Below are 18,338 nucleotides of genomic sequence, written 5' to 3' on the forward strand. Positions count from 1 at the left end.
CAACGCGCTCGGCATACCGCTTGCAACAGGAGTGCTGTACCCGTTCACCGGGCTTTTGCTTTCGCCAATATTTTCGGCACTGGCAATGAGTTTGGGGTCAGCGGCAGTGGTCTTCAACACCCTCCGGCTACGAACATCGGTATGAATTGAACGAGTGTTAATCCTTGCCGACTAACACTCGTTCAATGGGTGGAAATTCCGCCTGCGTAAGCAACAACTGTCGCTGAACGTCTGTGCCGTAAATCGGATCATTGCCAGCGTACAGCTGGTTTGCACTTGACGGGTCGATCGGTTCATTGTTCAGCCAAACCTCGTAGTGTAAATGGTTGCCAGTGGCTGTTCCGGTCGCACCCACATAGCCGACCGTCTCTCCCTGAGGAACCACCGATCCCTTCTTCAGATTTCGGGCGAATCGACTCTGATGCGCGTAAAGCGTTGAGAAACCCGCCGAGTGTTCAATGATGACAACCTTTCCGTAACCGTTCTTGCGGCCAACAAACGCTACAGTACCGTCAGCGGCTGCTCGGATCGGTGTTCCTTTCGGAGCCGAATAATCGATGCCATCGTGATGCTTCTGTTTGCTTTGAGCGGGATGAAAGCGCAACCCAAAGGGAGAACTGACCTTGGCCTTCGCCGCACTAATTGGCTCAGAGAAAAACGCTTCACGCAACTTCTCTAGTCTGGGCGTTTTGGCAATCGTGCCTGATACAGCGGGAAGCTTAAACTGTTCAGCAATAATGGAGAAACTCGATGCCTCTGCCTTTACGTTGAAGACGGCAAGTGAAGCCATCGAAAAGACGATCATGCCGACAATTCGAAACGAGTTTTTCAGTTTATACCCAGGAATAAAGGATGAAATTTTACGCTGCGGCATAATTCAAATGTTTCTCTTAAAGATACTTTTTTGCCTGCGGCTCCTATACCGCAAGCTGGCGAAGGGAGAGAACGGTCAGCCTTTTTCTACTGAAAAAACGACATCCGCCACAGACCCCGTATCGGGCGACACCTAATCTCTGGAGAAAGGCTTGCCGGCGAAGTCAACCGTAACAAGGTTTCCATCAAGCTCGCCCATCCCTGGCGCATTCAAAGGCATGCCCGGTGCCGAAACACCTCTCACTGATGAGTCTGCCAACAGCTTGTTCACCGCGCTCACCGGCACATGACCCTCGATAATCTGACCTGTACCCTCGACTACGGCGGTGTGGCATGAACTTAGCGTCATGGGTACGCCCAGCTTCTGCTTGATTGAAACCATACTACCCGTCTTGATGGCGTTGACTTCAAAGCCGGCATCACGCATATGATCGACCCAGCCGGAGCAACACCCACAATTCGGATCCTGGTAAACGGTAATGGCATTCCCAGCGGCGTGGGAAAACGAAGTTGCGGTCACGAGGGCGACCGCAGCAAACAAAACTCGCATAAAAAACTCCATATAAAACTAGCGTCGGACGCAGGGCGACGGCCGCTAGCGCTATTGGCGCCGCTGCAACGTCACTTCTTTTTGTGCCTGCAGCACTTTAGGCGGCCAATCGCTTTTGATATAGGCCAGTACAGCAACGATCTCCTCATCGGTCAGGATTCCCGCATATGCAGGCATGTCGCTCTCATAGCCCGGAGGCGCCGTTTTACCTGGCACCAAGCCATTCTTGACCATATCAAAGAGCATCGCATCCGGGTGGTGCCACGTATGGCCGGTCTTGTCGTGAGGCGGCGCAGGCAGCCTTCCATTGGGAAGGCGCTGGCGCCAATTCGGCTGCCCTTGCAGCGCCTCCCCGTGGCATGCGGCGCAATTATTCGCGTAGATCGCCTTGCCCGTCACCACGAGCATATGATCAGCAGGATCGATAAATGCCGGCCCCGCATCGCGCCCCCGTAATACAACAAGGCAGCAGCCCCTGCGACCAAGACGCCGACAGCCCCAAGGATGAACCGCTTTTTTGACATATCGGCGCTGTGTTAATCGACCTTTACCTTGCCAACCATCCCGGCCTCCATATGCCCTGGGATCAAGCAAGCAAAATCAACAGTGCCAGCCTGGTCGAACTGCCACACCAAGCCACCAATCTTACCCGGTGCAAGCGTAATCATGTTCGGTTCCGCATGCTTCATCCCTGGCATCTTTTGCATCTCGGCAGCGTGAGCCTTTAAATCGGCAAGCGACCCAATCACCATTTCGTGCGAAATTTTCCCAGTGTTTTTAATGAAGAAACGAACCGTCTCGCCTGCATTAACCTTGATATCACTGGGTGTAAATCGCATGGTATCGTCCATCGTCAGTTCGATCGTGCGAGTCACCTTGGCCGGGTCACCGGGTTGGCCAATAGGGGAAGGTGCATTCGACATTGTGGACATATCATGGCCTGGCATGCCGTGCGAGGGCATGCCATGACCACCGCCATGGTTGCCTGCCGCTAATGCGATGGTGGGTAGCACGCTCAAAGCCAAAATGGATAGGGATTTCTTCATCAAAAGGACTCATTTAAATTGTGTGTGGCAGCGGTTTCCGGCCACCTATGTGAGAAAAAGCCGGCTTCAAAACCGGAAACTCAACCCCGCGACAAAACGGGTTTCTTGCTTGGCTGCGCCTTCTGCACGCGCGTAATCCGCCGTCTTCCCGAATTTGCTGGACCACTCTACGCCAATGTAGGGTACAAACTGACGAGTGACTTCGTACTTTAGGCGCAAGCCCGCCGTGCCGTCCGACAGACCGCTGCCGATACCCCGGCGTTCGTCGTTCTTGCCATAGAAATTAACCTCTACGCTCGGCTGAAGGTAGAGCTTCTGGGTAAGCAAGATGTCGTACTCCGCCTTCAACCACAAAGCAGTACGTCCACTGGGGCCCACATAAGCGGTGGCGTCTACATCAAACCAGTAAGGCGCAAGCCCTTTAACACCAAATGCCAACCATTCCCGGTTCGGCGCACCGTGGCCATGATCGAAACGCACGCCCAATTCCGTATCCCAAAAGGTTGACACCGCATGACGCCAAAGTAACTGCGTCTTGGATTCCTGCAGTTTGCCACTCGCGATTTCACCCTCTGCCTTGATCACCGCGCGGTTATAGGTGCTGCCATACCATGCTTCGCCCTCATAGGCCGCCCATTCCTCCCCCCGCGCCTTGACGTACTCCAGGCGGTCAAAGTAAACGGAACCAAAGTTATGCGCGTCCGACATAATCAGCGCCTCTGACGGCGGCAAGGCATACTTGCCCGCATTACGCACGTAGCCATCCGAGTAGGCATTCGGATCGCGGGCATCGGGTGGCGCCGATCCGCCTTGCATTTGCATGTCGCCATGGTCCATTTCACCACCGCCCATATCCATTGCTCCCATATCGTGAGCAGGAGCAGTTGGCGCTGTGTTAGCTTGGCCATGGTTCATACCGGGCATGCCATCTGCTGGCTTAGGCGCAGCGGTTGACTTCATTTTCATCGTGTCATGGCCCATGCCAGGCATATTCATTTTGCTGTGAGCCATGCCAGGCATGTTTGCTGCACCGGCAGGAGCCGAGCTGGCCGGCATGGCGGTATGGCTGCTATGAGCATCATGCGCTTGGGCGTTGGCAAAAAGCGGCGTTGCACCGAGCGTTGCGATGGCGACCCCAAGAATACGTTTTCTTATACGAGTATTCACGGCCAGAATTCCCTTTTTCTCGTTTATTGAGTTCATGCCACCACCACTTCGCGAAACATCCCCATATCCATGTGCAACATCAGATGGCAGTGCCAGGCCCATCGTCCGAGAGCGTCGGCTGTCACGAGAAAACTGATACGCTGGGCGGGCTGCACGGGAATCGTGTGGCGACGCGCTTGAAACTGTCCGTCAGGCGTTTCGAGTTCGCTCCACATCCCGTGTAAGTGCATGGGATGCGTCATCATGGTGTCGTTGTGCAAAATGACCCTGACCCGCTCTCCGTAACGAAAGTGAACCGGTGTCGATTGACCGAACTCCACGCCATCGAATGACCACGTGTAACGTTCCATATTCCCTGTCAGATGAAGCTCGATTTCACGCTCTGCACCGCGTGGATCCATCGGCCCGCCCATCGTGTGCAAATCCGCCAGCGTGAGGACGCGCCGTCCGCTATTGCGTAAGCCGATACCGGGATCGTCCAGATTGGTGCGCGGCATATCGACCCGCATGTCGGTGCTGGCGCCGTACTCGGTTCGGGCATGACGCACTTGGGTGCTGGCACTGCCTGCGCCCATTGCGCCGTGCCCCGCGCCAGCCATGCTTGCGTGGTTCATCCCTTGCATGTCGCCATGGTTCATTCCGGTCATATTTCCATGGCTCATCCCGGGCATACTGCCATGGCCCATGCCGCTGCCGTGATTCATACCACCCATGGAGGCATGGCCCGCTGCGCCATGACTCATGCCCGCCATGCCGCCGCCCATTGCCCCCATCATGTCAGCCATGTCCAGCCATTGCACGGGGTCTAACGCCGGTACGGGCGCCTCCAGGCCGGCATGCGTGGCTAAGGTGCCGCGCGCATAGCCTGTACGATCCATCGCTTGCGCATAAACTGTGTAAGCATCGTCTTTGGGCTGCACCAATACGTCATAGGTTTCGCCGGGCCCGAAACGGAACTCATCGACGGTGACTGGCTCGATATTGACGCCGTCGGCTTGCACGACCGTTAAGCCAAGGCCTGGAATCCGCACGTCGTAGAAGGTGTTCGCCGCCCCATTGATGAACCGAAGGCGGACGCGCTCGCCAGGCCGAAACAGCCCCGTCCAGTTCCCGGCCGGCGTGGTGCCGTTCATCAGGTAAGTGAGGACATCGGCCGACAGGTCGGCAAGGTCCGTGGGACTCATGCGCATTTCATTCCACATCTTGCGCTTGTCCACGGCCGCTTTCAGCCCCATGTCAGAGACATCTCGGAAGAAATCCACTGCCGTGGGCTGGTTATAGTTGTAATAGTCGCCTTGCATCTTCAGTTTGGCGAGCACGCGCATAGGGTCTTCGTCGGTCCAATCGGACAGCTGGACAACATACTCGCGGTCGGCGCGTATGGGGTCCGTTTCCGCAGGATCGATGATGATTGCCCCGTAAACGCCGGTGGCTTCCTGCATGCCCGAATGCGAGTGGTACCAATAGGTGCCATTCTGCTGCACCTTGAAGCGGTAGGTGAAGGTTTCCCCAGGCGGTATGCCCGTAAAGCTGATTCCTGGCACACCGTCCATTTCAAAGGGCAGGATGATGCCGTGCCAATGGATGGAGGTAGCCTCTTTCAGGCGGTTCTTCACCCTGATGGTTACCGTGTCGCCCTCGCGCCACCGTAGGGTCGGTGCAGGAAGCGAGCCATTCACGGTAGTTGCCATGCGGGGACTACCCGTGAAGTTGACGGGGGACTCGCCGATTTCCAGATTAAATTCGGTTCCAGTCAGGATCTGCGCGGAACCCGTGCTCGTTGGGTTTGACTGCATTCCCAGGGCTCGGGCATAAGGCGACAGACCAAGAAGCACACCGCCAGCAGCCAACCCTTGAACAAAGCGGCGACGGGGCATAAGTGGTACGGGAACAGCGAGCGTAGTGCAGCGTTTCACGCAAGGCAATCCTTTTGAGGTCAAATTGTTATTCGGGCTTTTCTTAACGTTCCGATAGGTACGCAACGAACTATTTCTTAACTTTAATCAAGTGCGACTGTCCGGCGCGTGACGGCAGAATTACTTTTTTGTAATCAACGGACATAGCGCAGGTCCCTCACAGCGGAATTGCTGTATCCAATGAGCGCAGAAACTTCTTTGCTGACTGAAAGCCGACAACTTGAAAGTCGATTTCCTCGCCCTGCCTGTCGAAGAAGATAATCCCAGGCGGGCCGAAAAGCCCAAAACGCTTGAGCAGCGCTTGATCGGCCGTATTATTGGCCGTCACATCAGCCTTGAGCAAAATGACATCTTTCAGCCTGGCCCTAACTTTCGAATCGGTGAACGTAAATAGCTCCATTTCCTTGCACGAAACGCACCAATCCGCCCAGAAGTCCAGCATCACATAGCGACCATTGGCAGCTTGCAATTGCGCATCAAGTTCAGCAAGGCTTGTGATTTTCTGAAACTGAAGCGTGCCATCAGAACTTTCCTGGTCGATTGACGCGCTGGAACTCGCAAAGGCGCTCAAGGGCTGCAGGATGTCGCGGCTTCCCGATAATGCGCCGACAAGAATTGCCAAACCCAGCGTCAAAGCGATTATTCCGACACCCTTTCCAAAGCGAACAACCCCGGGCGAGGTTGCGGGCAGCGGGTCCAGCGCCTTCAAGTACATGGCCGAAATGATAAGCAAGACGGCCCACAAAATCATATGGACGACGGCTGGGATTACCGGGGAAACGAGGTAAATGGCGACAGCGAGCATGGTTACGCCAAAGAAATGCTGTACCGACTTCATCCATGGACCCGCTTTGGGCAACAGTGCCCCTGCTGTCGTCCCAAAGATCAAGAGGGGTACACCCATCCCAATGGCCATCGTGAATAGAGCTAAACCGCCCAACACCACATCTTCGGTTTGTCCGATGTAAAGCAATGCCCCCGCAAGCGGCGCTGCGACGCACGGCCCCACGATGATGGCCGAGAGCACACCCATCAAAAACACGCTTACGACCTTACCTCCGCCCCGGCGATTTGCCGCGCCGGCCAATCGAGTCTGTATGGAAGCAGGCATCTGCAACTGGTAAAACCCGAACATCGAAAGTGCGAGCAGCACGAAGACGGCCGCAAAACTTCCCAGAACCCACGGGTTTTGCAGATAGGCCGCCAGCATGGTACCGGCCATGCCGGCCGCCACGCCGGCTAGGGCGTATGTCACTGCCATCGCTAAGACGTACACCAGTGAAAGGCCGAATGCGTGGCGACGGCTCAGCTTGCCCCCCTGACCAATGATCATGCCCGACAGGATGGGAATCATGGGTAGCATGCACGGGGTAAAAGCTAGAACCAGGCCAAAACCGAAGAATGCCGCGAGCAACGCCCAAGTGTTGCCTTGCGCGAACAGATCCCGCACCAAACTTGTGTCAGAAACCGGCTTCCTGGCAGCTTGACTGGACGCCGTTCCACTTTCGTCAATCGACTGTTGCTCAACGGCAGGATGAATCGAAACTGCGGGCGCAGCCGAATTTGCCAGCGAAATCGTGAGGGTTTGCTCCATTGGCGGGTAGCAAACACCCGTTGGATCGTTGCAGCCCTGGAAAGATGCGCGCAAACGCAACGACGTGGAAGCATCACCTGCCGGTCGATTCAATGCGATCAAAGCCTCTATCGCGCCGTAATAAACCTCGACCGGCCCGAACGTGGGGTCGTCTTTGAGTTTCCCTGGGGGCAGCGATACTTCCGCAATCGCCACATCTGCGGAGTCCTCAATATGGAACGCGATACGATCGCGGTATAGATAATAGCCCTCAGCGGCTGTTAATGTGGCAACCAAGGTATCGCGGTTCTGCGCGGAAACGGCAACCTGAAATGCTTCTTCTGGCGGCAGTAATACTTGCTCTTTAGTTGCGCCGCCAAAAATTCCACGCAATGAATCCAATACACCACCTGATGAAGCGGCGACTAGGATTGGAGCGTCTGAAGCTGTTGCAACCGAGCCGGCGGCATAGGCGTGGCTAAAGCCAGTTAGCCCTGCCAGAAACAACGTAAGGAACGCTGCTAATAAACGAACTGCTTTCACCAGCTACCAACCATACGGGTTAATGGAAACTAATCAATATAGGCTGCACATGCTGTCAGTCGCATTACCTAGAGATTACATTTTTGTCATGCGACGAAGCCTGCAGTGCTTGTAGGCCGCAGCTGTGGTAAGAAACTTCTGAGCATTTTGCGAGATGCAGGCGAGTTCGATACAATGCTGCTGCGATGAAAAAGTTCCTCCTCCTTATTCTGCTGGCCATACTGCCGCTCCAGGCGTCCTGGGGCGTAGTCGGGATTTATTGCCAGCAAGTGGAGCAGGTATGCGTTGGGATCGACTGTGATAACGACAAAGAAGAGTCGTCCATTCCGGCCATAGAGCGGCAAGAATCTGCCACTCAAACGCCCAAGGTTATGGATCAGTCTGATCATTCTTGTAATGGCCAGACCGCTACCACGCTTACTTCATCCGCTCAACACCTGGTTCCGCCATCGACTTCCGATCTTGCGCTTCGCTCCCATGAGGCGCAGCTAAGCCTGCCTATCCTTGCCGAACGGCCTGAACGGCCTCAATGGCTTTCGCTCATTTGAGCTGACTCGCCGCTATTCGGTTTTCTCTTGCTCCATCCGGCTTAACTACGCCAGATCGCGTTACGTCCAGCGTGCTCGCAGTCAGTCTCTAAAGCAGCGCTTCATCCATCGGTCGAAGGAATTTGATCGATCAGCGCTATTCCAGGGTGCCCCGGCGCCCGTGGCAATCAACATTAGAGCGAGCAACGGTATCCAGTGCTTGAAGCAATTAATCTCGTGGGCGTGCGCGGAGAGCGCCGTCTGTTTAACCGCTTGAGTTTTCAGGTTCGGGCAGGCGAGTGCCTGCTCGTGCAAGGTGAAAACGGCAGCGGCAAAACCACCCTCCTACGCATGCTGGCCGGACTGACTGCATCAGCTGAAGGCGCTATTCGCTGGAAGGGCCGCCTCCTCGACGAGCAACTGGGCGAGTATCAGCGCGATATGTTGTATTGCGGTCACGGCCTGGGTCTGAAAGAAGACCTGAGTACCATGGAAAACCTATTGATCAGCGCTGCGTTGGCCGGCATATCGACAACCCCTGCTCTTGTGTCCGACGCTTTGAAAGAAGTTGGTTTAGCGGGGCGAGAAAGCCTTTCAGTACGAGGATTGTCCCAGGGCCAAAAGCGCCGGGCTGGCTTGGCTCGGCTGCTGCTCCAACAAAGCAGCCTCTGGATCCTCGACGAACCGTTGACCGCATTGGATACGGCCGGCTGTCAATGGCTGGTTAATGTGATTGATCGACATTTGCTAGATGGTGGGCTGGTCGTTCTCACGAGCCACCAGCATCTGTCGTTGGCGGGCACGAGCCACAGCATCAGGATGGGCGCATGAAAAGCCCGTTTAATCGCCATCCCATGTATGTGGTGGTACACCGAGATTTGAAACTCGCCCTACGACGCAAGTCTGACACCCTCACGCCTCTCTTCTTCTTTGTCATCGTGGTCAGTTTGATCCCATTGGGTGTGGGCGCTGAACGCGAAACACTGCGCCAGATTGCGCCCGGAATTCTCTGGGTTTCGGCGCTGCTGGCGAGCATGCTATCGCTCAACAGGCTGTTTGAACAGGATCACGCCGATGGCACGCTCGAACAGATGGCTCTTTCACCGACCCCATTAAGCATGCTGGTCGTTGGAAAGGTATTAGCGCATTGGCTGCTGTCTGGTTTGCCCCTGACTGTAATAGCCCCGGTATTGGCATTGCAGTTTGATCTTCCTATGCCGTCGCTACTGATCCTGTCGCTGTCGCTGGCCATTGGCACTCCCGTACTCAGCCTTATTGGCGCAATTGGTGCGGGATTGACGCTCGGTATTCGCGGAGGTGGTGTTCTCGTAGCCGTACTCGTGCTTCCGCTTTACGTGCCTGTCCTGATTTTTGGCGCAGGGTCAGTCGAGGCAATTGCCTCGGGTCTCGGCGCGTCGGCACACCTTTCCATACTGGCTGCTCTCCTGGTTCTAGCCGGCTTTTTCGCACCGTGGGCGGCGACGGCCGCGCTACGCGTTGCCTTGGAATATTGAGCGAACGAATGATTAACTGGTTCAAATTCTCGTCACCCAAAACATTTTACCCATTTGCGGGAAAGCTCATTCCCTGGCTTGCCGCGATGGCAACCATGCTGGCGATTGCAGGGATGTATGTGGGCTTTTTCGTGGCGCCTACTGATGCACAGCAAGGCGAGGGCTACCGCATTATCTTTTTTCATGTGCCCGTCTCGTGGATGTCCATGTTGATCTACCTGGCCATGGCTTTCTGGGCTGCAATCGGATTGGTGTTCAATAGCCGGCTTTCAGCCATGATGGCATCGGCGCTCGCACCTACAGGCGCGATATTTACCTTTCTGTCGCTCTGGACAGGCGCATTGTGGGGCAAGCCAATGTGGGGAACCTGGTGGGTATGGGATGCGCGTCTAACGTCCGAACTCATTCTTCTCTTTTTATACATTGGGTTTATGGCGCTCCAATCTGCGATTGACGAGCCGCGCCGCGCAGACAAGGCGGGGGCCGTGCTCGCACTCGTCGGCGTAGTCAATATTCCAATCATTTACTTCTCGGTGCAATGGTGGAACACGCTGCATCAAGGAGCTTCCGTCTCGCTGACCAAAGCGCCTTCCATGGCGACGATCATGCTCGTGGGCATGCTGCTCATGGTCTTCGCTGCCTGGCTGTATTCAATGGCCATCACATTGGCGCGAGTCCGCTGCATCATCCTTGAACGCGAGCATCATGCCGACTGGCTGTATCAATTGAAAGAGGTGAAACGATGAACTGGGCAAGTCCTGGAGAATTCTTTGCCATGGGTGGCTATAGCACATATGTCTGGGGATCGGTCCTGGTCAGCGCGGCCGCGCTTTGTGCCGAATGGCTTTTTCTTCGCGGGCGCCGCAAAGCAGCGCTATTGCACGTGAAGCGCGAAGTAACTTTGCGAAAGGAGCATTCAGATGAAACCTCGACATAGGCGAATCGCCCTCATTACAGGCGGCTTGGCCGCATTTGGCATTGCTACCGCACTCGTACTTAACGCGTTTCAAAGCAATCTGGTTTTCTTTTTCACTCCCACGCAAGTCAGTGCGGGCGAGGCGCCCGAGGCGCGTACGTTCCGTGTCGGAGGCATGGTGCAGACAGGTAGCGTGCAGCGTCAAAGCGACGGACTCACCGTGCAGTTCGTCGTCACTGACACCGCCAAGACGATTCCCGTGACCTACTCTGGCATCCTGCCCGATCTGTTCAGCGAAGGCAAAGGGGTCGTGGCACAGGGGAAGCTCGACAAAAACGGACTGTTCCGTGCCGAAGAAGTTCTTGCTAAGCACGACGAGAACTATATGCCGTCTGAAGCGCAACATGCATTGGACCAGGCTGGCAAGACCATGAATATGAGGCCTTGACGAAAAATGATTCCAGAAATTGGCCACTTTTCCCTGATTGCAACCCTATTCATCGCGCTCGCTCAAGGCGGCTTAGCCCTCGTTGGAGCAGCGCAAGGTCATGCTGCCTGGATCGCCTTTGCACGGCCCGCCGCGCGTGCCCAGTTCCTGTTGGTGGTCGTAAGCTTCGCAAGCCTGACTTGGGCGTTTATTGCGAAGGACTTCTCTGTGGCTTACGTCGCAGAGAACTCCAATTCGCGGCTGCCGCTGATGTACAGGATATCGGCCGTCTGGGGCGGTCATGAAGGCTCACTCTTGCTCTGGATGCTGATGCAAACAGGCTGGGCTTACGCGGTCAGTCGATTTTCAAGACAGCTGCCTGACGCTATGGTCGCCCGCGTACTGGGCGTCCTCGGATTAGTTACCGTCGGATTCTTGTTGTTTGTGCTACTGACTTCCAACCCGTTCGAACGACTCACGCCAGCCCCTATCGACGGTTTGGACTTGAACCCCCTTTTACAGGATGTCGGCCTGATCTTCCACCCGCCATTACTCTATATGGGATACGTCGGTTTCTCGGTAGCCTTCGCGTTTGCCATCGCCGCGTTGCTGGCGGGGCAGCTCGATTCAACATGGGCGCGTTGGTCCCGCCCTTGGGCCACCGCAGCATGGCTGTTCTTAACACTGGGGATAGCGCTCGGAAGCTGGTGGGCCTATTACGAGCTAGGTTGGGGTGGATGGTGGTTCTGGGACCCTGTCGAAAACTCTTCGTTTATCCCCTGGTTGGTCGGCACAGCCCTGATTCATTCTTTGGCGGTGACTGAAAAACGGGCAAGCTTCAAGAACTGGACGGTGTTGCTTGCTATCAGCACGTTTTCGTTCTCGTTGCTGGGTGCTTTCCTGGTGCGCTCGGGCGTATTGACATCGGTACACACTTTTGCCACCGATCCCCGCCGAGGCGTATTCATACTAATGCTGTTTGCTGTGGTCGTAGGCTCCTCCCTATTTCTATTCGCGCTACGCGCTCCGAAAGTTGGGATGGGGGGGCGGTTCGCGGCAATATCCAGAGAATCGTTGCTACTGGTGAATAACGTAGTACTCGCCGTTGCCACCGGCGCTGTCCTTCTCGGAACCCTGTATCCGCTGTTCATTGACGCGCTGGGCCTGGGCAAGCTCTCTGTGGGGCCACCATACTTCAATGCGGTCTTCATCCCATTGATGATACCTGCGCTGATCTTAATAGCCGTTGGCCCAGTCGCCAACTGGAAGACAGCAAAACTCGGCGCAATGGCCAAGCACCTACGCCTTCCAGCAGTCGTTGCACTCGCGGTGGGCTTGGTCACCCCATTTCTACTGGGTCGCTGGTCGATCTTCATTGCAATTGGCATTACGCTGGCGGCATGGATCGCTGCCTCAGTGCTTACGGGCGTTCTTGATCGCATGCGTGCCACGCGTAGCGGTTTACTGGCGCAGCCGCGCAGCTGGCTCGGCATGCACATGGCACATCTGGGCATCGCCGTATTCGTCGTTGGCGTCACGCTTGTCACAGGCTACGAGACCGAACAGGACGTTCGCATGATGCCGGGAGACTCCGTAAGCGCAGGTGGCTATGACCTCACTTTCTTGGGGGTCCGAAACGCCCAAGGTCCTAACTACATGGCAGAAGTGGGCGACATCGAGCTTGCACGAAACGGCCAGGTGCTACGCACCTTGCATCCTGAGAAGAGAACGTACGCGTCATCGCCGATGCCGATGACCGAAGCGGCCATTGATGCGAACGGGTTGCGCCACGTATATGCAGCACTAGGAGAACCGCTTGGCGACGGCGCCTGGAGTGTGCGCGTTTACTACAAGCCTTTCGTAGATTGGATTTGGGTTGGATGCATCCTGATGGCTCTCGGCGGATTGTTGGCCATTAGTGATCGCCGTTATCGACTCAAGCGGCGTAATCCACGAACTTCCGCGCCATCACAGAGGACATCGTCATGAATCGTTTCTTATGGCCTCTTCTTGGGTTTCTTGTGCTGGTCGGCTTTCTGGCTTTCGGCCTGACTCTGAAACCGAGCGAAGTACCATCACCCTTTATCGACAAGCCCGCGCCCGGTTTTACTTTGCCCCAGCTCGCTGCACCGGAGGAGACATTCTCCCCGGAAGAGATGAAAGGCCAGGTCTGGCTGTTGAACATCTGGGCCTCGTGGTGTTATGCCTGCCTTCAAGAGCACCCCGTTATCACGAATCTGGCGCAAAGCGTCCCAATTGTCGGCCTCAATTACAAGGATAAACGCGACGAAGCGATTGCTTGGCTTGATCGCTATGGAAACGGATATATCGTCTCTGCATCGGATACAGACGGACGCGTAGGCATCAACTACGGCGTGTACGGGGTTCCGGAAACCTTCGTCATCGATAAGGCCGGATTCATTCGCTACAAGCATATTGGCGCTGTGGATGAAAAGACTGCACGCGATACGCTTTTACCGCTGATACGGGAGCTCAACCGATGAAACGATGGTGGCTTATCCTGTTGTGCGCTGTGATCTCCGCACCAGTCTGGGCAGCGGACCGCGCGGCGGAAGAGCGAATGCTTAACATTGCCTCAGAGTTGCGATGCCTGGTATGCCAGAACGAGTCTATCGCCGCCTCCCGCGCCGATCTTGCCGTGGACTTACGCCAACAAATACGCGAACAAATCCACGCGGGTCAAACTGATCAGGAAATCAGGGCATATATGGTTGATCGTTACGGTGATTTCATCCTCTATCGACCGCCATTGCAGGCCACAACAATACTGCTTTGGTTCGGGCCCTTGCTGCTTCTTGTATTCGGCTTACTTGTGCTCACACTGACACTACGACACCGCATGCGCAGCATGACTGACAGATTACTAAGCGACGAAGAACGCAAACGGGCCGAGGCGCTGCTGAAGCTCAACAATATCCCGGATTGACTATGAATTTTCCCTTTATCATCATCGCAGCCTTGCTAATCGGCGGTGCCACTCTGTGGCTCTGTGCGGTCCTTTGGCGAGGTCCTAAGCAGGTGAACCGCGTAGAGCACGGCGGCGTGAATACCGCCGTGCTGCGCGACCAATGGGCCGAGCTTGAGCGGGACCACGCCCATGGCACTATTTCGGCCAATGATTTGGCTGAGGCCAGAGCCGACTTGCAACGACGCGCTTTGGACGAAGCGGAATCATCGAAAGCGGGTTCAGCTACCAACGCCGGAAGCAGGCACGCCGCCATAGCGCTTGCCATTGTGCTGCCTATCGCGGCGACGCTGACCTATCTGTACTTAGGAAATCCTGCCGCGATAAGCCCGTCGTCGGCTCCAGGCACCAGTGTGATCACGCAAGCGGATGTGCAGGCCATGGTAGCTTCTCTGGAGGGGCGACTGAAACAGAATCCCGACGATCCGGCAGGCTGGCTCATGTTGGCTCGTTCTTATCGACATTTTGGACGATACGAAGAAGCCGCCAACGCATTCTCAAATGCCACGAATCTCGTCCAGACCGATCCATTGGCATTGGCAGAATATGCGGAGACACTAGCACGAACACGAAGCTCGGGCTTTGAGGGAGAACCGACCCGGTTGCTTGAGCGCGCATTGTCGCTCAGCCCTGGGTCACCGATGCCCCTAACACTTGCTGGCGCGGCAGCCATGCAACGTGAAGACTATCCTGCCGCCATTAATTACTGGGGTAAACTACTGGAAGTGCTTCCACCTGATTCGGATGCAGCAAAGGTGGTCTCCGAGAGCATCGAACACGCGCGAAAACAGCAGGCTGACCTGGCCCGCAGGTCAGCTACCGACGTCCCGCAGTAGCTGCCCATGCAGGCAACACCTTATGGAAGCGCGCGATAAGTGATGCCGTTTGGAGCGGGGCCGACCTTATAGGTCCCGACTACTGCCTGCGTGCTCGTGTCGATGGCGCTCACGGTATCGGCCTTGTTGTTCGTAATGAACACCAATTTGCCATCATCACTCGCCACCACCCCGTGCGCGCCCATATCCGTCGTTACAGTATCGACAACGCGCTGCGTCCCGATATCAATTACAGACACCGTATTATCGGGATTGCTGTCACTGCCTTGATTGGCCACATACATTCTGCTGCCGTCTGGCGTGGAAAAAAGCTGGATCGGGTTGCGCCCCACTTGGATATTACCGGCGACTTTCCGAGTGCTCGTATCGATGACCGCAACACTGTTCTCGTCGCGCAGAGACACATAGACCTGTGCCCCATCGGGTGTAAAAGCCACCTGAACCGGCGCTTTACCCACAGGGATACGTGCAGATTCTTTCAGATTCTCCGCGTCGATTACTGACACGCTATTGTCAGTAACGTTCGCTACGTATAGTTCACGCCCATCCGGGCTGAGACGCAAACCATGGGGATAACTGCCGGTAGGAATTTCGGCGACAACGGCTTTCCGGCTGATATCGACTACCGTTACCTGATTCGTATCAGCATTGGTTATATAGGCGAAGTCGCCGCTCTTGCTGGTGACGACATGGGCAGGATGGTCGCCGGAGGGCAGCGTCGCGATTAATTCCCCTGGCTTGCCTGCATCCAAAAGCACCAGGCCCGCCTGACTGCCATGGCCGTGCGTGGCGGCTGAAGTCGTTGGCTCGCTCTTCTCGCCACCATGGCCTCCATGGCCACTGGAAGACGTGCCAACGGCTAGGAGAAGTTTGCCATTGGGCGATATTTGTACGTTATGAGGCACGACGGGAATATCCACCGTACGGACTTCGCCCGAACTTAGTGTGATCACGCTGATGGACCCATCGCCCTCATTAGCGCTATAAACGACTCCATTGGCTAGCGAAGCTGCATTCGCAACTCCTATGGTGGCGGCGAGAACAGCTGTAATCAAGCTAACGCGGAACTTCTACATTTTAATCTCCAGAATTGAAGCAGGTGGTTTTGGGGGAAGAGACGGCCCAAATGCATGTTGGACGCTGTTGAACAACAGTCGTCGAACTGGCCTCGTCAACGCCGCTCATCAAGAATGTTTTTCGTATCGGGTAGCGGCACCGGTCGTGCTTCGGGCTTCCTGATGTCTTGTTCTTTGTGGCAAGACTGCATGCCTTTCATCATGAAGAACATCATCACGGGACAAATCAGGAAGAACAATGCTGGCGCCCAGGCAGTGATCAATTCACGGGCGGCGGGAAAGGTGGCGTAGGCAACGGCTACCACAGCGGCCAGGCCGGCCCCCGCTTTCAGCATCATCTTGATATCGCATTTCATAGTGTTCTCCTTGTGCGAGCTGCGCTGAACTCTCAGCATGGCCGACGTTGTGCGACCATTAGAAGAACTGTAGCGGGGTGACCCTGTCGGACGCGTTGCAGGCCGATTACATATTTGTCATCTATCGCGAGGCGCGGACGAATGAAATAGTTTGTATCCGTGTGCTCGGCAAGGTTGCCAGTGCTTGCGGTGGACGCGTCCCAATCGGAGACGAGTCGGAATTTTTACAATGCCCGGAGAATACGAGTACCTCTTGTGTTGACCTTACCATGGTGGGAAGGTTTATCGTACAGGTATTCAATCACGAACCAAGAGAAGGAACGTCAATGGTCAATTTTCAGGTAAATGACATGACTTGCGGTCACTGTGCGGGCGTTATACGAGCCGCAATAACCACCGCCGCTCCGCAGGCGGACATTGAGGTGGACCTCTCCGCACGTCGAGTAGCCGTAGAAGGCGTTACAGACATAGACGCGGTCGAGCGCGCCATCCGTGAGGCCGGTTACACCCCCGAGCGCCAGCCATAGCAGCGGCAGCGCATTAACGCGTTCTGATCTTACCGGCTGCGGTTGCGCTATCTTTGAAGAGCAACCGCAGCGATTCACGGATTCCTCAGGCCATCTGGGCCATCCGCCTGCATTCTTCGGCGCACCTACGGCAAGCTTCCGCGCAACGTTGGCAATGATCCATTGAATGTTTTGCACATTCTTCGCCGCATGCTTCGCAGATCTCTGCGCACACTCGACAAATCACCTGGGCGAATTCACTGCCTCGTGCCATGTAGCTGGCTGCCACGCGACAAATCTGTGCACAATCCATGTCCAGCTTTATGCACCGGGCCATGCTTTTTACGTCTTGTTCCTGTAGGCACGAGACCGCGCAATGGTCGCACTCTGTCGCGCAGGCATAACATGCGTCGATGCATGATTGAAATTTTTCATGGGCCATATTTATCTCCATTGGAATGAAAATTTAAGGTGAATCGTGAGGCGGCATCACGCCGCCACACGAGAACCAGCAACCCCTAGGCCCCAGCGGCATCTTTAGCTGCGTCACCGCTATTCCAACAAGCTGCAACAATTTAACCATTACATATTTGTAATCTTCGCGTCATGTAGTTGTCGGCAAGCGTACTCTAGACTGTGCGCTTCTTCCACCCAATAATTCACTGCTTTATCACTATGAGCCTTCAGCGCGCCCTTAGCCCAGCAGAAACTTATGAGCATTATCTTGGCCGTAACATTGCGGATCCATGGACACGCGTGCTGCTGGCGCATGCTTCGCCTCAATCAGGGGAGCGCGTATTGGATCTCGCCTGCGGAACGGGCAGTGTTGCACGACAAGTTGCCCCGCTCGTCGGCGAAAGCGGGCACGTAGTTGCATTGGATGTAAACGCCGAAATGTTAGCCGTCGGCATGGCGCAACCTGCGCCACAAGGCGGCACCATAGACTGGCGCGAGGGCGATGCAACAAGCCTCGAGCTTCCAGAGCGAGAGTTTGATCTCGTGCTTTGCCAACAAGGACTCCAGTTCTTTTCCGATCAAGTTGGCGCGCTGCACGGAATGTGCCGTGTTCTGCGCCATTCCGGAAGAGTTGGCATCAGCGTCTGGCAGTCTCTGCATCGGCATCCTTTGTATGAGGCTCTATTCATGGCAACTGCACGCCATCTCGATATCGCCGTCGCTGATGTAGACATCGCTTTCTCGCTATCGGACTCCGACGAGCTGTACCGATTACTTGAGTTCGTCGGGTTTCAGGATGTCGAAGTACGGACATCAGCGCTGGAGATCCGTTTGCCAGACGCCAAGCGGTTCGTCGACATGTCAATAGTCGGAGCAGCCACGTCCGTGCCGGCCTTCACGCGAATGGCACCGGTCGAACGCGCCGTCCTCATGGACGCCATAAGAGACGAGACACAGGGAGTCGTGCAAAGGTTCCAGGACGGTGATTCGCTAGCCTTTCCGATGGAGACGAATATTGCGACTGCAAAGCGGTGAAGTCCACAGCGATTTTTTCCACGAACCACGAGCGG

Annotated in this window: 21 protein-coding genes; 11 read left to right on the forward strand and 10 right to left on the reverse strand. The window is 55.6% G+C overall.

The genetic code is table 11. The annotated features are described in order from the left end of the window. Window positions 1-157: 157 nt before the first annotated feature. From DBV39_RS09955 to dsbD, 7 genes are all read right to left on the reverse strand, one after another. Window positions 158-874, reverse strand: a complete 717-nt coding sequence (locus tag DBV39_RS09955) for a M23 family metallopeptidase (RefSeq protein ID WP_108621406.1) — start codon at window positions 872-874, stop codon at window positions 158-160. A 132-nt stretch (window positions 875-1,006) separates the two neighbouring features. Next, the gene (locus DBV39_RS09960) at window positions 1,007-1,423 is read right to left on the reverse strand and encodes a DUF411 domain-containing protein (protein ID WP_108621407.1); all 417 of its coding nucleotides are present in this window, start codon (window positions 1,421-1,423) and stop codon (window positions 1,007-1,009) included. Between the two features lie 51 nt (window positions 1,424-1,474). Then, on the reverse strand, window positions 1,475-1,831 hold the full coding sequence (locus DBV39_RS09965; RefSeq protein ID WP_108621408.1) for a c-type cytochrome: 357 nt from the start codon (window positions 1,829-1,831) through the stop codon (window positions 1,475-1,477). A 128-nt stretch (window positions 1,832-1,959) separates the two neighbouring features. After that, on the reverse strand, window positions 1,960-2,469 hold the full coding sequence (locus DBV39_RS09970; protein WP_108621409.1) for a cupredoxin domain-containing protein: 510 nt from the start codon (window positions 2,467-2,469) through the stop codon (window positions 1,960-1,962). Between the two features lie 66 nt (window positions 2,470-2,535). Continuing rightward, window positions 2,536-3,672 (reverse strand): copper resistance protein B, encoded by a 1,137-nt coding sequence (locus tag DBV39_RS09975; RefSeq protein WP_193853018.1) that lies wholly within the window; start codon window positions 3,670-3,672, stop codon window positions 2,536-2,538. Further along, the gene (locus tag DBV39_RS09980; protein ID WP_108621410.1) at window positions 3,669-5,513 is read right to left on the reverse strand and encodes a copper resistance system multicopper oxidase; all 1,845 of its coding nucleotides are present in this window, start codon (window positions 5,511-5,513) and stop codon (window positions 3,669-3,671) included. Before DBV39_RS09980 ends, DBV39_RS09975 begins: the two co-directional genes overlap by 4 nt. Window positions 5,514-5,709: 196 nt before the next feature. Next, complete coding sequence (gene dsbD, locus DBV39_RS09985; RefSeq protein ID WP_227870582.1) at window positions 5,710-7,668, reverse strand: protein-disulfide reductase DsbD; 1,959 nt, start codon at window positions 7,666-7,668, stop codon at window positions 5,710-5,712. Window positions 7,669-8,411: 743 nt separating this feature from the next. On the opposite strand from dsbD, the gene ccmA reads away from it, so the two are divergent. From ccmA to ccmI, 9 genes are all read left to right on the forward strand, one after another. Continuing rightward, window positions 8,412-9,026 carry a cytochrome c biogenesis heme-transporting ATPase CcmA gene (gene ccmA, locus DBV39_RS09995; protein WP_108621413.1) on the forward strand — a complete coding sequence of 205 codons (615 nt, stop codon included), beginning with the start codon at window positions 8,412-8,414 and terminating at the stop codon, window positions 9,024-9,026. Further along, window positions 9,023-9,709, forward strand: a complete 687-nt coding sequence (gene ccmB / locus DBV39_RS10000) for a heme exporter protein CcmB (RefSeq protein ID WP_108621414.1) — start codon at window positions 9,023-9,025, stop codon at window positions 9,707-9,709. Before ccmA ends, ccmB begins: the two co-directional genes overlap by 4 nt. Before the next feature lie 8 nt (window positions 9,710-9,717). Next, the gene (locus DBV39_RS10005; RefSeq protein ID WP_108621415.1) at window positions 9,718-10,455 is read left to right on the forward strand and encodes a heme ABC transporter permease; all 738 of its coding nucleotides are present in this window, start codon (window positions 9,718-9,720) and stop codon (window positions 10,453-10,455) included. Then, on the forward strand, window positions 10,452-10,646 hold the full coding sequence (ccmD, locus tag DBV39_RS10010; protein WP_108621416.1) for a heme exporter protein CcmD: 195 nt from the start codon (window positions 10,452-10,454) through the stop codon (window positions 10,644-10,646). The genes DBV39_RS10005 and ccmD overlap by 4 nt, the downstream gene beginning before the upstream one ends. Further along, on the forward strand, window positions 10,630-11,073 hold the full coding sequence (gene ccmE, locus DBV39_RS10015) for a cytochrome c maturation protein CcmE (RefSeq protein ID WP_108621417.1): 444 nt from the start codon (window positions 10,630-10,632) through the stop codon (window positions 11,071-11,073). The genes ccmD and ccmE overlap by 17 nt, the downstream gene beginning before the upstream one ends. Window positions 11,074-11,079: 6 nt before the next feature. Beyond that, complete coding sequence (locus tag DBV39_RS10020; RefSeq protein WP_108621418.1) at window positions 11,080-13,041, forward strand: heme lyase CcmF/NrfE family subunit; 1,962 nt, start codon at window positions 11,080-11,082, stop codon at window positions 13,039-13,041. After that, window positions 13,038-13,556 carry a DsbE family thiol:disulfide interchange protein gene (locus tag DBV39_RS10025; protein WP_108621419.1) on the forward strand — a complete coding sequence of 173 codons (519 nt, stop codon included), beginning with the start codon at window positions 13,038-13,040 and terminating at the stop codon, window positions 13,554-13,556. The genes DBV39_RS10020 and DBV39_RS10025 overlap by 4 nt, the downstream gene beginning before the upstream one ends. 77 nt (window positions 13,557-13,633) lie before the next feature. After that, window positions 13,634-13,999, forward strand: a complete 366-nt coding sequence (locus DBV39_RS10030; RefSeq protein WP_456093830.1) for a cytochrome c-type biogenesis protein — start codon at window positions 13,634-13,636, stop codon at window positions 13,997-13,999. 2 nt (window positions 14,000-14,001) lie between these two features. After that, window positions 14,002-14,874, forward strand: a complete 873-nt coding sequence (gene ccmI / locus DBV39_RS10035) for a c-type cytochrome biogenesis protein CcmI (RefSeq protein ID WP_108621421.1) — start codon at window positions 14,002-14,004, stop codon at window positions 14,872-14,874. Window positions 14,875-14,894: 20 nt separating this feature from the next. On the opposite strand, the gene DBV39_RS10040 is transcribed toward ccmI, so the two are convergent. Both DBV39_RS10040 and DBV39_RS10045 read right to left on the reverse strand, forming a co-directional pair. Beyond that, window positions 14,895-15,929 carry a YVTN family beta-propeller repeat protein gene (locus DBV39_RS10040; protein WP_108621422.1) on the reverse strand — a complete coding sequence of 345 codons (1,035 nt, stop codon included), beginning with the start codon at window positions 15,927-15,929 and terminating at the stop codon, window positions 14,895-14,897. 116 nt (window positions 15,930-16,045) lie between these two features. Beyond that, a complete protein-coding gene (locus DBV39_RS10045; RefSeq protein ID WP_159078896.1) occupies window positions 16,046-16,306 on the reverse strand; it encodes a DUF2933 domain-containing protein in 261 nt (86 codons plus the stop codon). 350 nt (window positions 16,307-16,656) lie between these two features. Here DBV39_RS10045 and DBV39_RS10050 point away from each other — a divergent pair, with 350 nt between their 5' ends. After that, complete coding sequence (locus DBV39_RS10050) at window positions 16,657-16,833, forward strand: heavy-metal-associated domain-containing protein (RefSeq protein WP_265415990.1); 177 nt, start codon at window positions 16,657-16,659, stop codon at window positions 16,831-16,833. A gap of 85 nt (window positions 16,834-16,918) precedes the next feature. Here DBV39_RS10050 and DBV39_RS10055 read toward each other — a convergent pair whose 3' ends face one another. Beyond that, the gene (locus DBV39_RS10055; protein WP_108621425.1) at window positions 16,919-17,254 is read right to left on the reverse strand and encodes a four-helix bundle copper-binding protein; all 336 of its coding nucleotides are present in this window, start codon (window positions 17,252-17,254) and stop codon (window positions 16,919-16,921) included. A gap of 233 nt (window positions 17,255-17,487) precedes the next feature. Here DBV39_RS10055 and DBV39_RS10060 point away from each other — a divergent pair, with 233 nt between their 5' ends. After that, on the forward strand, window positions 17,488-18,303 hold the full coding sequence (locus tag DBV39_RS10060) for a class I SAM-dependent methyltransferase (RefSeq protein ID WP_108621426.1): 816 nt from the start codon (window positions 17,488-17,490) through the stop codon (window positions 18,301-18,303). The last annotated feature ends 35 nt before the right edge of the window (window positions 18,304-18,338 follow it).

The organism is Orrella marina, assembly GCF_003058465.1.
Lineage (GTDB): Bacteria > Pseudomonadota > Gammaproteobacteria > Burkholderiales > Burkholderiaceae_B > Algicoccus > Algicoccus marinus.

What these genes read in the sequence shown, in the direction of transcription:
- DBV39_RS10005 (WP_108621415.1), top strand. Translation starts at nt 9,718, where the DNA reads ATGATTAACTGGTTCAAATTCTCGTCACCCAAAACATTTTACCCATTT.
- DBV39_RS10050 (WP_265415990.1), top strand. Translation starts at nt 16,657, where the DNA reads ATGACTTGCGGTCACTGTGCGGGCGTTATACGAGCCGCAATAACCACC.
- DBV39_RS10045 (WP_159078896.1), bottom strand. Translation starts at nt 16,306, where the DNA reads ATGAAATGCGATATCAAGATGATGCTGAAAGCGGGGGCCGGCCTGGCC.
- DBV39_RS09965 (WP_108621408.1), bottom strand. Translation starts at nt 1,831, where the DNA reads ATGCTCGTGGTGACGGGCAAGGCGATCTACGCGAATAATTGCGCCGCA.
- DBV39_RS09960 (WP_108621407.1), bottom strand. Translation starts at nt 1,423, where the DNA reads ATGCGAGTTTTGTTTGCTGCGGTCGCCCTCGTGACCGCAACTTCGTTT.
- DBV39_RS10030 (WP_456093830.1), top strand. Translation starts at nt 13,634, where the DNA reads ATGCTTAACATTGCCTCAGAGTTGCGATGCCTGGTATGCCAGAACGAG.
- DBV39_RS10025 (WP_108621419.1), top strand. Translation starts at nt 13,038, where the DNA reads ATGAATCGTTTCTTATGGCCTCTTCTTGGGTTTCTTGTGCTGGTCGGC.
- ccmD (WP_108621416.1), top strand. Translation starts at nt 10,452, where the DNA reads ATGAACTGGGCAAGTCCTGGAGAATTCTTTGCCATGGGTGGCTATAGC.
- DBV39_RS09975 (WP_193853018.1), bottom strand. Translation starts at nt 3,672, where the DNA reads ATGAACTCAATAAACGAGAAAAAGGGAATTCTGGCCGTGAATACTCGT.
- ccmB (WP_108621414.1), top strand. Translation starts at nt 9,023, where the DNA reads ATGAAAAGCCCGTTTAATCGCCATCCCATGTATGTGGTGGTACACCGA.
- DBV39_RS09955 (WP_108621406.1), bottom strand. Translation starts at nt 874, where the DNA reads ATGCCGCAGCGTAAAATTTCATCCTTTATTCCTGGGTATAAACTGAAA.
- DBV39_RS09970 (WP_108621409.1), bottom strand. Translation starts at nt 2,469, where the DNA reads ATGAAGAAATCCCTATCCATTTTGGCTTTGAGCGTGCTACCCACCATC.
- DBV39_RS10020 (WP_108621418.1), top strand. Translation starts at nt 11,080, where the DNA reads ATGATTCCAGAAATTGGCCACTTTTCCCTGATTGCAACCCTATTCATC.
- ccmI (WP_108621421.1), top strand. Translation starts at nt 14,002, where the DNA reads ATGAATTTTCCCTTTATCATCATCGCAGCCTTGCTAATCGGCGGTGCC.
- DBV39_RS10060 (WP_108621426.1), top strand. Translation starts at nt 17,488, where the DNA reads ATGAGCCTTCAGCGCGCCCTTAGCCCAGCAGAAACTTATGAGCATTAT.
- DBV39_RS09980 (WP_108621410.1), bottom strand. Translation starts at nt 5,513, where the DNA reads ATGCCCCGTCGCCGCTTTGTTCAAGGGTTGGCTGCTGGCGGTGTGCTT.
- ccmE (WP_108621417.1), top strand. Translation starts at nt 10,630, where the DNA reads ATGAAACCTCGACATAGGCGAATCGCCCTCATTACAGGCGGCTTGGCC.
- DBV39_RS10055 (WP_108621425.1), bottom strand. Translation starts at nt 17,254, where the DNA reads ATGGCCCATGAAAAATTTCAATCATGCATCGACGCATGTTATGCCTGC.